The organism is Sphingomonas sp. DBB INV C78, assembly GCF_042693015.1.
Lineage (GTDB): Bacteria > Pseudomonadota > Alphaproteobacteria > Sphingomonadales > Sphingomonadaceae > Sphingomonas_E.
The window spans coordinates 2,636,417-2,651,851 of the sequence record NZ_CP170544.1 but is presented as its reverse complement, the minus strand read 5'-3'; the positions used below and the strand labels follow the sequence as shown (position 1 = coordinate 2,651,851).

General features: G+C 63.1%; 10 protein-coding genes. 7 read left to right on the top strand and 3 right to left on the bottom strand.

From position 1 onward, the window contains the following. Positions 1 to 194 precede the first annotated feature (194 nt). The 3 genes from ACFB49_RS12500 to ACFB49_RS12490 all read left to right on the top strand — a co-directional run bounded on the left by ACFB49_RS12500 (position 195) and on the right by ACFB49_RS12490 (position 5,824). Entirely contained in the window at positions 195 to 3,044 is a 2,850-nt protein-coding gene (locus tag ACFB49_RS12500; protein ID WP_380871468.1) for a TonB-dependent receptor, read from the top strand. 124 nt (positions 3,045 to 3,168) lie between these two features. After that, on the top strand, positions 3,169 to 5,211 hold the full coding sequence (locus ACFB49_RS12495; protein ID WP_380871466.1) for a glycosyl hydrolase family 65 protein: 2,043 nt from the start codon (positions 3,169 to 3,171) through the stop codon (positions 5,209 to 5,211). A 193-nt stretch (positions 5,212 to 5,404) separates the two neighbouring features. Then, complete coding sequence (locus ACFB49_RS12490; RefSeq protein ID WP_380871464.1) at positions 5,405 to 5,824, top strand: endonuclease domain-containing protein; 420 nt, start codon at positions 5,405 to 5,407, stop codon at positions 5,822 to 5,824. A gap of 13 nt (positions 5,825 to 5,837) precedes the next feature. Here ACFB49_RS12490 and ACFB49_RS12485 read toward each other — a convergent pair whose 3' ends face one another. Beyond that, positions 5,838 to 6,179, bottom strand: coding sequence for a hypothetical protein (locus ACFB49_RS12485; protein ID WP_380871461.1), 342 nt, complete (start codon positions 6,177 to 6,179; stop codon positions 5,838 to 5,840). Positions 6,180 to 6,221: 42 nt separating this feature from the next. Then, positions 6,222 to 6,785, bottom strand: coding sequence for a TIGR02281 family clan AA aspartic protease (locus ACFB49_RS12480; RefSeq protein WP_380871459.1), 564 nt, complete (start codon positions 6,783 to 6,785; stop codon positions 6,222 to 6,224). A gap of 248 nt (positions 6,786 to 7,033) precedes the next feature. Here ACFB49_RS12480 and ACFB49_RS12475 point away from each other — a divergent pair, with 248 nt between their 5' ends. Together ACFB49_RS12475 and ACFB49_RS12470 are read left to right on the top strand one after the other, a co-directional pair. Beyond that, on the top strand, positions 7,034 to 9,088 hold the full coding sequence (locus ACFB49_RS12475; protein WP_380871457.1) for a prolyl oligopeptidase family serine peptidase: 2,055 nt from the start codon (positions 7,034 to 7,036) through the stop codon (positions 9,086 to 9,088). Between the two features lie 10 nt (positions 9,089 to 9,098). Continuing rightward, positions 9,099 to 11,942 carry a valine--tRNA ligase gene (locus tag ACFB49_RS12470; RefSeq protein WP_380871455.1) on the top strand — a complete coding sequence of 948 codons (2,844 nt, stop codon included), beginning with the start codon at positions 9,099 to 9,101 and terminating at the stop codon, positions 11,940 to 11,942. Positions 11,943 to 11,953: 11 nt separating this feature from the next. Here the strand turns inward: ACFB49_RS12470 and ACFB49_RS12465 are convergent, their stop codons facing one another. Further along, positions 11,954 to 12,559 carry a DUF938 domain-containing protein gene (locus ACFB49_RS12465; RefSeq protein ID WP_380871453.1) on the bottom strand — a complete coding sequence of 202 codons (606 nt, stop codon included), beginning with the start codon at positions 12,557 to 12,559 and terminating at the stop codon, positions 11,954 to 11,956. 124 nt (positions 12,560 to 12,683) lie between these two features. Here ACFB49_RS12465 and ACFB49_RS12460 point away from each other — a divergent pair, with 124 nt between their 5' ends. Together ACFB49_RS12460 and ACFB49_RS12455 are read left to right on the top strand one after the other, a co-directional pair. Continuing rightward, positions 12,684 to 13,709 (top strand): sulfate ABC transporter substrate-binding protein, encoded by a 1,026-nt coding sequence (locus ACFB49_RS12460; protein ID WP_380871451.1) that lies wholly within the window; start codon positions 12,684 to 12,686, stop codon positions 13,707 to 13,709. Positions 13,710 to 13,866: 157 nt separating this feature from the next. Continuing rightward, a complete protein-coding gene (locus ACFB49_RS12455) occupies positions 13,867 to 15,369 on the top strand; it encodes a porin (protein ID WP_380871449.1) in 1,503 nt (500 codons plus the stop codon). Positions 15,370 to 15,435 lie beyond the last annotated feature (66 nt).

Sequence of the window (15,435 nt, the reverse complement as noted above, 5' to 3'; positions counted from 1 at the left end):
GGTGTTATATCGGTTCAATACACCGATAAAATACACAAAATCAGCATATTAATTCCAAGGCTGAGGATGACGTTCAAACGCCGCTCAGCGGCCCTGTCAGCGCACAAGATTATCCTTGCGCAACCTGCATGTCAGAAATAAGTAGTCGGAGTTAATGAAGGCCGCGATAAGGCGTCGGCCCAGGGGAGGAAGAAATGGCTTTCAAGCCGGTTGTCCTGTGTTCCGTTTCCATTTTCTCGCTGATGGCGGGCAACGCGGCCTATGCCGAAGTCGCTGCTCCAGCGGCACCGGCGGCGGAAGCCGTGCAGGCGGCCGATGCCACCCCCGGCGAGGTCAGCGACGAGGACATTGTCGTCACCGGCGTCAAGGCGTCGATCGTCGGCGCGCTCAACGTCCGCAAGGAATCGGTGCAGATCGTCGACTCGATCGTCGCCGAGGACGTGGGCAAGCTGCCCGACAATAACGTCATCGAGGCGCTTCAGCGTATCACCGGCGTCCAGGTCACCAACCGCGCCGGTGGCGAGGCGGCGGGCGTGTCGATCCGTGGTCTTACCGATCCCCTGACGACGATGAACGGCCGCAACATCTTCACCGCCTCTGGCCAGGCGTTCCAGCTGCAGGATCTGTCCGCCAACCTCATCCGGCAGGTCGACGTCTTCAAGACGCGCGCCGCCGATCAGATCGAAACCGGTCTCGCCGGTCAGATCGACGTGCAGACCCGCCGTCCGTTCGATTTCAACGGCTTTGCCGTCTCGGCTGTCGCCCGCGGCATCTATAACGAGCAGGCCGACACCTATAATCCGAACATCAGCGCGCTCATCAGCGATCGCTGGGAAACGGCCATCGGCGACATCGGTTTCCTGATCAACGGCAGCTATGCGCGCACCAAATATCGCGACATGACCGTCACCGCCGGCGCCTTCGTGCCGTTCGCGACCGAAAATCCGCCTGCCGGCTCGGGCCTCACCCCGCTGGAGCGCATCTTCCCGGGCCCGAACAACGAAAATTGGCAGCCGGGTTCCGATCGCGGCCTCTCCACCGCGCCAGGTTCGACGCTCAACATCAATGGCGTCGACACGCCTTATTATCTGTCGCGCGACGCGGTGTTCGGCTCCGATCTCTACGGCAAGCGTGAGCGCCCGGCCGTCAACGCGGCACTGCAGTGGGCGCCGAACGACAGCTCGGAATATACCGCCGAATTCTTCTACAACGGCTTCCGCGGCACAACCTTCAACAGCCTGCAGTTCAGCTTCGTCGACTGGTGGGGTGATCTGGGTGCCAATCCGGGTTCGACCTTCGAGCTCTATGACGGCACCAACATCATGAGCGGCCGCCGCGTCGGCAGCGTCTATGGCTTCAACAGCGGCGATTACGGCACGAACAAGACCGACAATTTCCTCTATGCGTTGAACGCCAAGTGGGATGTTGGCGATCGCGGCAAGATCGTCGCCGATCTCGCTTATCAGGACAGCACCAACAAGACCTCGTTCATCGCGCTGCGCACCGATCGCGTGGCGGATTCGATCGATACGGTGTTCAACGCCGGCGGCGGCGTGCCCTCCTACCACTTCAACGACGATAGCCTGCTGACCGATCCGTCGCAGTGGAACCTCGCCCAGTTCTACGACAATGCCAACAAGTCGAAGGGCAGCGCGCTGACCTTCACGCTCGACGGCGATTATGAGTGGGACGAAGGCTTCCTCCGCAAGGTCAGCGGCGGCATCCGTTATGACGACCGCAAGGCGGCGGATTCGGTCCGCGGCCAGGAAGCCGGCTCGCTTGGCCGTCCGCTGACGACCCTCGATCCGGCGGCATTCTTCACCAACAAAGGCTTCTTCGACGGCCGCGCCGACGTGCCGACCTCGTGGGTGTTGCCGAGCGGTTCGTGGCTCCATGCGAACGCCGATACGGTCCGCGCGCTCTATCAGTCGGTGAATCCGAACATCAAGCTTTCGGACGATCTGTCGCTGATCAAGGTCTTCGACATCAACGAAGTCACCATGACCGCCTATATCCAGGCGGATGGCGAGGTTTCGATCTTCGGCCGGCCGCTGCAGGTGCAGGTGGGTCTCCGCTACGTCAATGTCGACACCAACACGATCTTCACCGATCGCTATTCGGATCCGCTGGTTTCGACCGCGGGCTCGACTCAGACCGAAAAGCTGCTGCCCAGCTTCACGCTGCGGTACGAGATTGCGGACAATCTGCGCGCGCGCTTCAACTATGGCGAAACGCTGCGTCGTCCGAACTTCACGGATCTCAACCCGAACTATACGCTGGTCGGCGATCTCACCAACGTGGGTTATGGCAGCGGCACCAGCGGCAACGCGAACCTGAAGCCGACGACGTCGAAGAATTTCGACCTTGCGCTCGAATGGTATTTCGAACGCAACAGCGCGATCTACGCCACGCTGTTCCGGCGTGAGATTGATGGCCTGGTCGTGCCGCTCACCTCGCGCGTCACCCTCCCGAACACGGGCCTCAACACCGATACCTTCCTCGTCACCCAGCCGCAGAACGCGTCGAGCGGCGTGCTCAAGGGTCTGGAAGTGGGCCTCACCTACTTCCCGAACTATCTGCCGGGCATCCTCGACGGCCTGGGCGTGCAGGGCAGCCTCACCGTGCTCGACTCCAGCCAGACGATCCCGCTGGACGATGGCCAGGGCAACATCATCGGTGAGACGACCTCGTCCTTCTTCGGCGTGTCGGACTTCTCGTACAACGTCACGCTCGCTTATGAGCGCGGTCCGGTCGGTGCGCGCCTGTCCTATGTCTATCGCGACGGCTTCCTGGCGCAGAACGAAGCGCGCCTGTTCGCCAACCCGATCGGCATCTGGCGCACGCCTGAAAAGAGCCTGGACTTCCAGCTCACCTACAACATCACCGAGGATCTCGGCCTGACCTTCGACGCGGTGAACATCACCAAGGAGAAGCAGCAGACCTACTACAAGTTCGAGGACGTGGGCGGGCCGGACCAGTTCAATCTGGGCACCACGCTCTTGGCGCGGACCTTCGCGCTGGGCGTCCGCTACACGTTCAAGTGAACTGGCAAATGATAACGGCATGAGGCGCAGAACCTGATCTGCGCCCTCTTCGGGCGGTCCCTCCGGCTTTCCTCTCCATGCCGGGCGGGCCGCCCATTTCTTTTGCGGATGGTAAAGAGCGGGAATGAAGCATCGTCTGCCTGTGATGCTAGCCGCGACCATCCTGTCGCTGCTCGCCCCCGTGGCGGCCCCGGCGGCGCCCGCGGCGATGGACAAGGCCGCCATCGCCACCCAACGCTTCGGCAATGACGCGCCCTGGTATCAGGATCGCATTCCCTTCTTCGAATCCGCCGATCCGCGGATCGACGCGGTCTATTATTATCGCTGGTCGCTGTTCCGCGCCCACCAGCGCGATCTTGGTGCCGAGGGCTATATCTCGACCGAGTTTCTGGATGACGTGCCTTGGCAGCGCCATCCCTTCGCCAGCCTCAACGACGCGACAGGCTTCCACCTCGCCGAAGGGCGCTGGCTGAACGACCGGCGCTTTGCCGGCGACTATGTCGACTTCATGTATCGCGGCGGCAACGACCGCCATTTCACCGATCATATGGCGGACTCGGTCTATGGCCGCTTCCTCGTCGATGGCGATCGTGAGGCGGCGCTGCGCCACCTGCCCGTGATGCGCCACATCTATCGCCTGTGGGACGAGAAGTTCGATTTCAGCAAAGGCCTCTATTTCGTCGAGCCGCTGCTGGACGCCACCGAATATACCGTGTCGTCGATCGACGCCTCGGCCGGCAAGGATGGCTTCCGCGGAGGGGATTCCTTCCGCCCCTCGGTCAATTCCTACATGTTCGCCAATGCCCGCGCGCTGGCGAAGCTCGCCGACATGGCCGGCGACAAGGCGATGGCCCGGGAATATGCCGCCCGCGCCGATGCGCTCCGCACCCGCGTGCTCGACGCCTTGTGGAGCCCCGAGCTTGGCCATTTCATCGATCGCTATCAGGTCGATAATGAGCATGTGAAATATTGGTCGCCGATCCGCGCCCGCGAACTGGTCGGCTATCTACCCTGGATGTTCGATCTGCCGCCGGACGACGCCCTGTATGCGGATGCCTGGCGCCACCTCCTCTCGCCCGCATCGCTCGCTGGCAAGGCCGGGATGCGCACGGTCGAGGCGAGCTACGAATATTATATGCGTCAGTACCGCTATCTGGGGCCTGACCCGGAATGTCAGTGGAACGGCCCCATCTGGCCCTATCAGACGACGCAGGTGCTGACCGCCATGGCCAATCTGCTTGATCATTATGATCGTCAGGGGCCGGTGACGCGCAGCGATTATATGCGGCTGCTCCGCCAATATACCGCGCTCCACTATCAGGGTGCCGGAAAGAACGAGCGCCTCGATCTGGAGGAGGATTATCATCCCGAAACCGGCAAGCCGATCGTCGGGCTCGATCGCAGCCATCATTATTTCCACTCGGGCTATGTCGATCTGATCCTCACTGGCCTCGTCGGCATCCGCCCTCGCGCGGATGACGTGCTGGAGGTGAACCCGCTGCTGCCGCAAGCCGGCGATCCCCAGGCGCTCGCCTGGTTCCGCGTGCAGGACGTGCCCTATCATGGCCGCCGGATCGCCGTGACATGGGATCAGGACGGCAGCCACTACGGCCGCGGCCGTGGCCTCTCGATCGAGGTGGACGGCAAGGAAGTGGCCCGCCGCGAAACTCTCGGCCGGCTCACCGCTCCGGTCTCCCGCGCGGCCGCGGCCGCCTATGCACGCCCGATCAACCGCGCCGTCCAGCTCGTCCGCGGCGAATATCCGAAGGGGCAGGCGTCCAGCGGCACCGATCCCGAAAATGTCCATGACGCGATCGACGGGCGGGTCTGGTTCTTCCCCGAACTCCCCAATGGCTGGTCATCGGACGCGGCCGGCGGCGAACAATGGTATGTCGTCGATCTCGGCAAGCCGACCGCCCTCGCACGGGCCGAACTGGCCTTCTTTGCGGACGGCAGGTCCTTTGCCGCACCCCAATCCTGGCGTCTCCAGGTCTGGACAGGCGGCGGCTGGCGCGATCTGCCGGTGCCCGCGGGCAAGCCCGTCGCGAACGGCGTGACGCATGCACAATGGCCGACAACGGAAACCAGCAAGGTCCGCCTGCTGATGAGCCAGCGCCCCGGCCGCGCGACCCGGCTTGTTGAAATCAAGCTGTTCGGCGGCGAGTAGTGGTAGGGGCGAGCAGAGGCCGAGCCAACGTCAGGTTTCCGGCGGCAGTATCAAATGTTGAGATGGCAGATTGTCCGGGATGGCTGTCATCAGTCCCTCTTCCTCCCCTCCCTGAAAGGGAGGGGTTTGGGGGTGGGTTGGCGCGCGAAGCGCGCCTCTCTAACCTCGTCTCATATCGCGGGTGCCCCAGCATATGACAGCCAATGCGCGTGCCCTGCGCAATAGCCAGACCGAAGCCGAACGCCTGATCTGGCGGCGGCTTTCACGCTTTCGGCCGCGCTTCACCCGGCAATTGGTGGTCGATCCCTATATTCTCGATATTGCCTGGCGATCGGTAAAGCTGGCGGTCGAGTTCGATGGTAGCCAGCACCTCGACGCCGAGGACTATGATGCGCGGCGTTCCCAATTTCTCATGGACAATGGCTGGACCATCATCCGCTTCTGGAACGGCGAGGTTTTCGCCAGTCCCGATGGTGTGGCCGAGGCAATCCTCGCAAAGACCGCCGAGTGCCTCGGCGGAACCCACCCCCAGCCCCTCCCTTTCAGGGAGGGGAGAAGAATGTCCGCATTGTCGTCGGGTCTGAACAGACCGCTTTTCTTTCCGATCGAGTGAAAGCGGACGTCCGCTACACCCGGCCGTGCTTGTTCCGGGCGATCAGCTCAGGATCATATGGGCCGACTTTCCTTCGCCTGTTCCGAACGGTAACGATCACAATGCCTATGGCGACAGGGACGATCACAAGTTGCGGGTTCTGGAACAGGCCGGCGCCAGGAGCATAGCTGCTCCACCATGCCAACATGCCGACGATCAATCCAATCCCCACCCCAACATTCATGCTCCATGGTTTTGGCTTCATCGACCCACCTAATTTCAACGGCTTCGCGCCATGATGGAGTGATGACAAAAAGTCCGCAATTAGTAAGTCGTAGAACGCAAGTGAGCGGCTAAGACTGCTGATATCGGTCATTGATCCATCTCCGGCCCACGCCGCCGATTTAGTGTACACCACCTACCGCAGCGTCATCCTGTCATCGGCGATCCGCACCGATCCGATCCGCGACAGAAACGACTGTCCGAGCAGCGATATGTCCAGCCCGTCGTCGATGATCGCGCCGGGCACCTTGGTCGCTTCCATATGGCCCAGGCTGATGCGGTCGATCGTCACCAGCTTGCCGCGCACCTCGCCCGAAGCGCCGCGGCCGACCGCGGTGAACTCGCTGGGGCTGAAGAACAGGCCGACATGGCGGGCATCCTTCGCGGTCAGCGCCACGCCCGTCGCGCCGGTATCGACAAGGAAGCGGACGAGTTGGCCGTTGACCATCGCGTCGACATAGAAATGCCCGTCATTCTTCCGCTCGATCACCACCTCGCGACCGCCATAGCCGTCGCTTGGCGGGGGCGTCGGGGATGCCTGAGCGGCGCGTGACTGTAGCGTGGGTGGCGCGTCCTGTGACGCAACCGCCGCGTCCTGTTGCGTCCCAGGCGCGTCACTGTCGCCTTTCCTTCCATCGGGCAGCAGCCATCCCAGCGTCGCGCCGGCGACGATCGTCAGCAGAAGGATTCGTCCGAACATCCGTCCTCATCTAAGGCGTATGTGCTGCTGGCAGGTTATATGCCTTGGTAAACGGGGGCTTTTCGTCGCTGTCCTACAGATGCGGTTTCGGCATATTCTGTTGCCATGTTCCGCCCCTCCCAACGTGCCTTAACCACCCAATCGGCAGGCATTTTGCGGGAAGTGGAAGGATGCAATGGCAACCCTCAACTTCCTCAACTTCGCCTGGCCGTTGCCGCTCGCCACCCAACTGGCCTATTCCAACGCCCATGAAGATTCTTTCCGCCGCGAGCCTCCTCGCGCTCGCCTCCGCCGTGGCCGCCACCTCAGTTGCCGCCCGCCCGCTCACCGCACAGGACATGGTCGGGCTGTCGCGCCTGTCCGATCCCGTTGTGTCGCCTGATGGCCGCTGGGCCGTCTGGCAGCAGCGCGAGACCGATCTCGACGCCAACAAGGGCCGCAATGATCTGTGGCGGCTCGATCTCAAGGCGAAGAAGGCTGCGCCCGAAAAGCTCGCGGCCGAGCCCGCCGTCAACGAAAGCGCCCCCGCCTTCGCCGCCGATGGCTCGCTCTGGTTCCTTTCCGACAAGTCGGGCGGCAATGAAGTGTGGCGCATCCCCTCCGGTGGTGCGCCTGAGCAGGTGACGAGCGGCAATCGCGGCATTTCCGGCTTCCAGCTTTCGCCCACGGGGGACAAGCTGCTCGTCTGGGCCGACAAGCTGCCCGGCGCGCCCTCGCTCGAACCGCCGATGGTCAAGAAGGATGAGAATGCCGGCTCCGGCCGCGTCTATGACCAGCTCTTCGTCCGCCATTGGGACACATGGGCAGATGGCACCCGCTCGCAGCTCTTCGTGCTGCCGGTCGTGAACGGCAAGGCCGACGGCAATGGCGTGTCGCTGATGGGTGGCCTCGTCGGCGACAGCCCGTCCAAGCCGCAGGGCGGGGGCGAGGAGGTCGCCTGGGCGCCCGACGGCAAGACAGTCTATTTCGCGCTGCGCGAAGCGGGACGCATCGAATCGCTCTCTACCAATCTGGACATCTTCTCGGTGCCCGCCGACGGCTCGGCCAAGCCGACCAACCTGACCGCGGGCAATCAGGGCACCGATAATCTCCCCGCGGTCTCGCCCGACGGCAAGTGGCTCGCCTGGGCGGCTATGGCGCGCGCGGGCTATGAGGCGGACCGGCTCGTCATCCATCTCCGCGAGATCGCGACCGGCCAGACCCGCGTGTTGACGGAAGGCTGGGATCGCTCGGTCGAATCGATCGCATGGGCGCCCAATTCGGCAAGCCTGCTCGTCACCGCCCGCGATCATTTCGACAAACCGATCTTCCAGGTCGATGTCGCCGGCGGCAAGGTCCGCCGCCTGACCGGCGAGGGCTCGGTCAATGCCGTGGCCGTCAATGGCAATGGTGCGATCTACACGCTCGACAACCTGACCGCGCCGGCCGACCTCTACGCGCTCGACGAATATGGCAAGTCGGTAAAGCTCACCTCCGTCAACGCCGCCAGGCTCGCCGGTGTCGACATGCCGGAAGCCACCCGCTTCAGCTTCGCCGGCGCCAATGGCGATACCGTCTGGGCCTATGCGCTGAAGCCGGCCGGCCTCGCGAGGGGCGCGAAGGTGCCGCTGGCTTACATCGTCCATGGCGGCCCGCAGTCGACTCTAGGCAACGCATGGTCCTATCGCTGGAATCCGGCCGTGATGGCTTCCGCCGGCTTCGGCGCGGTGTTCGTCGATTTCCACGGTTCCGTCGGCTACGGCCAGGCCTTCACCGACAGCATCAACAAGGATTGGGGCGGCAAGCCGTTCGAGGACATGAAGAAGGGCGTCGCGGCCACCGCGGCGAAATTCCCGTGGATCGATACCGCCAATGGCTGTGCGCTCGGCGGCTCCTATGGCGGCTATATGATGAACTGGATCGCCGGCAACTGGCCGGACGGGTTCAAGTGCCTCGTCACCCATGCCGGCGTCTTCGATGCCCGAGCCATGGCCTATGAGACCGAGGAACTGTGGTTCGACGAGTGGGAGCATGGTGGCCCCTATTTCGAGAACCCGGCCGAGTTCGAAAAGTGGAACCCCGTCAACCACGTCACCGCGTGGAAGACGCCGATGCTGGTGATCCACGGCGAGAAGGATTTCCGCATCCCCTATACCCAGGGGATCGCCGCCTTCACCGCCCTCCAGCGCCGCGAGATCCCGTCGCGGCTGGTGGTGTTCCCCGACGAGAATCACTGGATCCTGAAGCCGAAGAACAGCCTGCAATGGTATGGCGAAACGCTCGGCTGGATGAAGAAGTGGACGGGTAAGGGGGAGGCTCGCTAAAGCGCCCGCCATGACCGAACTCGCCAAGACCTTCGACCCCGCCGCCATCGAGGCCCGCTGGTACGCCCATTGGGAGACCGAAGGCCGCTTCCGTCCGGAGCGGCCCGATGCCGCGCCTTACACGATCGTCATCCCGCCGCCCAACGTGACGGGCAGCCTGCATATCGGCCATGCGCTCGATAACACTCTTCAGGATATCCTGATCCGGCACGCCCGCCTGCAGGGCAAGGACGCTCTCTGGGTCGTCGGCACCGATCATGCCGGCATCGCCACCCAGATGGTGGTCGAGCGCCAGATGAACGCGAAGGGCGAGAAGCGCACCGATTACAGCCGCGAGGATTTCGTCGCGAAGGTGTGGGAATGGAAGGCCGAGAGCGGCGGCACCATCACCGGCCAACTCCGTCGCCTGGGCGCCTCGTGCGACTGGGCGAACGAGCGCTTCACGATGGACGAGGGCTTCTCGAAGGCGGTCCTCAAGGTGTTCGTCGATCTCTACAATCAGGGGCTCCTGTACCGCGACAAGCGCCTGGTGAACTGGGATCCAGGCCTCAAGACCGCGATCTCCGATCTCGAGGTCGAGACCAAGGAAATTGCCGGCAAGTTCTGGCACTTCGCTTACCCGCTGGAAGATGGCTCCGGCACGATCAACGTCGCCACCACCCGGCCGGAAACCATGCTCGCCGATATGGCCGTCGCGGTGAATCCGGAGGACGAGCGCTACATCGCCCTCATCGGCAAGAAGGTGCGCTTGCCGATCACTGGCCGGCTGATTCCGATCGTCGCCGACACCCATGCCGATCCTGAGCTGGGCTCGGGGGCGGTGAAGATCACGCCGGGGCATGACTTCAACGACTTCGAAGTGGGCAAGCGCGCGGGTTTCCGTGCCGCAGAGATGCTCAACATGCTCGATGCCGATGCGAAGCTGATCCAGACGGCCGATGGGCTGATCCCGGCCGAGTTCCTTGGCATGGATCGCTTCGACGCACGCAAGCTCGTGGTCGAGCGGCTGAAGGAAGCCGGTGTCCTGATCCCGCACGTCGACAAGGACGGCAATGAGCATGACGCGGAGCCCCGCACGATCCAGACGCCTTATGGCGATCGTTCGGGTGTCGTCATCGAGCCGTGGCTGACCGACCAATGGTATGTCGATGCCGAGACGCTCGCAAAGCCCGCGATCGCGGCGGTGCGCGACGGCGACATCCGCGTTGTGCCCGAGACCTGGAAGAAGACCTGGTTCAACTGGCTGGAGAATATTCAGCCCTGGTGCGTCTCGCGCCAGCTCTGGTGGGGCCACCAGATCCCGGCCTGGTATGGTCCCTCAAAGGGCGATGATGGGGCCGTCTCTTTGCGGCAAACAGGTTCGGTTGGGGACGTAAATCTGACGCAGTGCTTTGTCGCTGAGGATGAAATTGCGGCAAAAGATGCTGCTGCCGAATTTTACGGCGTGGCGGCTGACGATATCGTCTTTGTGGAGAATGCGCGGGAAGCAATGTTTAAGTTCTTCTTCCCGGCGGAAGAAGGAGGCGACCTGCCAGAGTTGGCTGGGAAAGTCCCGCTTTGGCGCGACAGCGACGTGCTCGACACCTGGTTCTCCTCCGCGTTGTGGCCGTTCGGCACGCTCGGCTGGCCGGACCAGACCGACAAGCTCGCCAAGCATTATCCTAACGATGTGCTGATCTCGGGCTTCGACATCCTGTTCTTCTGGGATGCCCGCATGGCGATGCAGGGCCTGCACTTCATGAAAGAAGTGCCGTGGAAAACGCTCTACCTCCACGGCCTCGTCCGCGATGCCCAGGGGCAGAAGATGTCCAAGTCCAAGGGCAACACCGTCGATCCGCTGGGGCTGATCGATCAATATGGCGCGGACGCGTTGCGCTTCACGCTGTCGGCGATGGAAAGCCAGGGCCGCGACATCAAGCTCGATGAAAAGCGGGTCGAAGGCTATCGCAACTTCGCGACCAAGCTGTGGAACGCCGCGCGCTTCTGCCAGTCGAACGGCATCGGTGCGTCCGCCCATATCGAGCCGCCAGCGGCCGAGCTTGCCGTCAATCGCTGGATCATCGCCGAAACGGTGAAGACGGTGCAGGCGCTCGACATCGCGCTCGCCGACCTGCGCTTCGATGAAAGCGCCAACACGATCTACCAGTTCACCTGGGCAACCTTCTGCGACTGGTATCTGGAACTCATCAAGCCGCTGTTCGCCGAGGGTGCGGCCGGTGCGGACGAGACCAAGGCTGTCGCCGGCTGGGTGCTCGACCAGATCCTCGTCATGCTCCACCCCTTCATGCCCTTCATCACCGAAGAACTGTGGCACGCGCTGGGCGCGCGTGAATATGACCTGATCCTCGCCAAATGGCCGATGGCCGATGCCCGCGCGATCGACCCGGCGGCGCAGAAGGAGATCGACTGGCTGATCCGGCTGGTGAGCGAAGTGCGCGCTGCGCGCTCCGAACTCAACGTGCCACCGGGCGCGAAGCTGGTGGCGCATGTCCGTGATGCCGGCGCGGAAACGACAGCCCGGCTCGAGGCACAGACGGCTGCGATCGCCCGGCTGGCGCGCATCGCAATCAGCGCCGATCCGGCGCCGGCAGGCGGAGCGGCGCAGGTGGTGGTCGACGAGGCAACCTTCGTCCTGCCACTTGAAGGCGTGATCGACCTCGCGGCCGAAAAGGCTCGTCTCGCCAAGGCGATTGCGGGCGCGGAAAAGGAACGTGATGCGCTCGCCAAGCGGCTCGGCTCGCCGGGCTTTGCCGAAAAGGCCAAACCCGAGGCGGTGGCCAAGGCCCGTGCCGACCATGCCGAGCGTTCGGCAGAGGCCCAACGGTTGGGTGCTGCGCTCGCGCGTTTGGGATGACGGCCTGAGGCTCAGCCCCGCCGGAAGACGACCGTCAGGTTGTTTGCCGGCATTTCAACGACCCGCTTCAGCGCCAAGCCCGCTGGGGCCGCGATCGCCGCAACGTCCGCGAGGTCGCGCAGGCCCCATGCGGGATTGCGGACCTTGAGATCCATGTCGAAGGCGAGGTTGCTGGGCGCGGTTTCCACCTCGGCGCGGATATAAGGGCCGTAAAGGATCAGCGGCGCACCGGCGGGCAGGATGCGCGCCGCGCCCGCCATCAGCCCCAGCGTTGCCGCCCATGGGCTGATATGTACCATGTTGATGCAGATGAGCGCGTCGGCCTGTGCAATAGGCCAGTCGGCCGCCACGGCATCAAGCAGCAGGGGCGGGCGCAGATTGGGGAGGCGTGCGGCCTCCGCCCAGGCGCGGATCGACGTGAGGGCATCCAGATCGGGATCGCTCGGCTGCCAGATCAGGCCGGGCAGTGCGCCGGCGAAATGCACGGCATGTTCGCCGGTGCCGCTCGCAACCTCCAGCACCGTCCCCGATTCGGGTAGCTCGGCGCGAAGTATGGCGAGAATCGGATCGCGATTGCGAGCCGTGGCGGGTGCGTGGCGACGTCGGTCTTCAACCATTCCAGCAGCCTAACGCGAAACGGGTCGTGCCAAGAAGTCCCGCTCGCTTCGGTGAAGCATTTTCTTTATTCTCTACCAAAATGATTGTGTCTAAACGTTTCTCTACCGATGGGGGAGACAAGACGTGAAGAGACGTTATTTGCTTGCCGGCGCACTGGCCGCCGCAGTCGTTGCCATTACTCCGATTGCACCGCTGGCTGCCGAAGGCGCCATCCAACTGCTCAATGTTTCCTACGACCCTACGCGCGAACTCTATCGCGAGATCAACGCTAATTTCGCCAAGCGTTGGCAGGCGCAGACCGGCCAGGCCGTCGCCATCCGCCAGAGCCACGGCGGATCGGGCAAGCAGGCGCGAGCCGTGATCGATGGCTTGCAGGCGGACGTCGTTACGCTCGCACTGGCCTATGACATCGATGAGATTGCCCAGCGCGCCAAGGTGATCGCACCGAACTGGCAGGCGAGGCTGCCCAACAACAGCGCGCCCTATTATTCGACCATCGTTTTCCTGGTTCGCAAGGGCAATCCAAAGAAGATCCAGGATTGGGACGATCTGGCGCGTCCCGGCGTTTCGGTGATCACGCCCAATCCCAAGACGTCCGGTGGTGCGCGCTGGAACTATCTGGCGGCCTGGGGCTATGCCAAGGCGAAGTTCGGCGGGTCGGACCTCAAGGCCAAGCAGTTTCTGACCCAGATCTTCCACAATGTGCCTGTATTGGATTCGGGCGCACGCGGCTCGACCACGACTTTCGTGCAGCGCGGTCAGGGTGATGTGCTGCTCGCTTGGGAAAATGAAGCCTTCCTGGCGGTGAACCAACTCGGCAAGGGGAAGTTCGACATCGTCGTGCCCTCCATCTCGATCCTGGCGGAACCGAATGTCGCGGTGGTCGATAAGGTCGTCGACAAGCGCGGCACCCGTAAGGTCGCCGAAGCCTATTTGCGCTACCTCTACACGCCGGAAGCGCAGGAGATCATCGCCCACAACTATTATCGTCCGCGCAATCCGCAGGTTGCGGCGAAATATGCCAATCGCTTCCCCAAGACGGCCCTGCTGACCATCGATCGCAACTTCGGCGGCTGGCAGCGCGCACAGGCATCGCACTTCAACGATGGCGGACTGTTCGACCAGATCTTCGAGGACGCGAAACGATAAGCGTTGCTGCGGCCGTCCGGGCGCGGCTGTGCTTCAAACAAAGATTGGCGGCCAATTTGGCGCGCCTGGGCCACGTTTCATCTACAAGACAACAAAATGTAACAATTCAGTCATGGGATGGCGACAGCGGGCCGACTGAGATCAAAGGGGAATTCGAATGCGGAAATTTCTGTTGGCCGGCGTCGCGGCCATCGCACTGGCACCTGCTGGCGTCCGTGCGCAATCGACGGAGGGGGCGATCCCTGATCAGGTTCAGGGCTACGGAGAATCTTCAGGTCTCGACACGCTAGTTCCGGCGACAGACGCTGCCGCGTCGACCGGCGTTGCCAAGACAGGTGATCCGGTCCTCGACCGCCTGAACGAGTTGGAAGCCAAGGTTGCCAAGCTCGAAGCGCGCAACAAGGAACTTGAGGATCAGGCGACGGCCACCGCCGACCGCGTCGAAAAGGTCGAGGTCCGCGCGGCCAAGGGCGTCCAGATCAACGCTCCCGCGCCGACCTTCGCGGATGTGGGCGGCAACTTCACCTTCAAGCCGCGCGGTACGCTGCAGATCGACTATGCGGGCTATAATGAGCGCGCCGGCGCCTATGACTATAGCAACGGCACGGACATTCGCCGCGCCCGCTTCGGTTTCGATGGCACAGCGTTCAAGGCGTTCAAGTGGCGCATTGAAGCCGAATATGTGAAGGGCGCGGTCAACCTGCTCGATGCCTATGTGTCCTACGGATACAAGAACTGGCTGCTGACGGTGGGCCAGCAGAAGGCGCCCTATGGCCTCGAAGCCAACACCTCCGACAGCTTCAATACCTTCCTCGAACGCGGCATGTTCACCAACGCCTTCGGGGCGGTGGCGGCCGAGCGTCGCGTAGGCGCGACGGTTGCGTATCAGAGCGACACGTTCAACGCGACGGTGGGTGTGTTCGGCACCGGCGAGGCTGTTCAGCGCAGTTCCGTGACGCCCGATGAGGGCTACAGCCTCAACGGTCGCGTGACGTGGGAGCCCTTGTTCGACACCGGCAAGGTCATCCATGTCGGCGCCTCGGCCTTCCTGGCCACCAATTTCGACGGCAACACGCTCGACATCAGCGATCGTCCCAATGTTCGTGTCGACGGCGGCCGGATTGTCCGTGCCCAGATCACCGGCACTGCGCCGGCCGGTGGCCCGCAGACCGGTGCCAAGGATGCGACCTATATCGGCGCCGAGGCGGCCGCAATCTTCGGGCCCTTCTCGGTCCAGGGGGAATATGGCCATCTGAGCATCGACCGCTACGGCAATGTCTCGACGGTCGATTTCGACGGCTTCTACGCCTTCGCAAGCTACTTCCTGACCGGCGAAAGCCGGGTCATCAAGAATGGCGTGATTGACCGGCAGAAGCCGATCAAGGATTTCAACCCGCTGACCGGCGATTGGGGCGCCTGGGAAATCGCGCTGCGCTACGACAATCTGGACGTGACCGACACCGGCCTCTCGCCGCTCAAGCGCGAGGCGGAGACCTTCACGGCAGCTCTCAACTGGTATCTCAACCCGCATACCAAGCTGCTGTTCAACTATATCCGCTTCAAGGGTCTCAATTCGCCGCTGGTGGTGGCGCCGGTTGCGACCAACGGCACCACCGCGAAGGGCGACGCCTTCGCGACCCGGCTGCACTTCGACTTCTGATCGGCAAGGCCCGTTCCTTCATGGGACGGGCCTCCCTTTTTCAGGCACTTGTTCAGCCTTCCGCAA

Bases quoted from the DNA above. Each gene is read 5' to 3' on its own strand.
- ACFB49_RS12500 (WP_380871468.1), top strand. From the start codon at position 195: ATGGCTTTCAAGCCGGTTGTCCTGTGTTCCGTTTCCATTTTCTCGCTG.
- ACFB49_RS12495 (WP_380871466.1), top strand. From the start codon at position 3,169: ATGAAGCATCGTCTGCCTGTGATGCTAGCCGCGACCATCCTGTCGCTG.
- ACFB49_RS12490 (WP_380871464.1), top strand. From the start codon at position 5,405: ATGACAGCCAATGCGCGTGCCCTGCGCAATAGCCAGACCGAAGCCGAA.
- ACFB49_RS12485 (WP_380871461.1), bottom strand. From the start codon at position 6,179: ATGACCGATATCAGCAGTCTTAGCCGCTCACTTGCGTTCTACGACTTA.
- ACFB49_RS12480 (WP_380871459.1), bottom strand. From the start codon at position 6,785: ATGTTCGGACGAATCCTTCTGCTGACGATCGTCGCCGGCGCGACGCTG.
- ACFB49_RS12475 (WP_380871457.1), top strand. From the start codon at position 7,034: ATGAAGATTCTTTCCGCCGCGAGCCTCCTCGCGCTCGCCTCCGCCGTG.
- ACFB49_RS12470 (WP_380871455.1), top strand. From the start codon at position 9,099: ATGACCGAACTCGCCAAGACCTTCGACCCCGCCGCCATCGAGGCCCGC.
- ACFB49_RS12465 (WP_380871453.1), bottom strand. From the start codon at position 12,559: ATGGTTGAAGACCGACGTCGCCACGCACCCGCCACGGCTCGCAATCGC.
- ACFB49_RS12455 (WP_380871449.1), top strand. From the start codon at position 13,867: ATGCGGAAATTTCTGTTGGCCGGCGTCGCGGCCATCGCACTGGCACCT.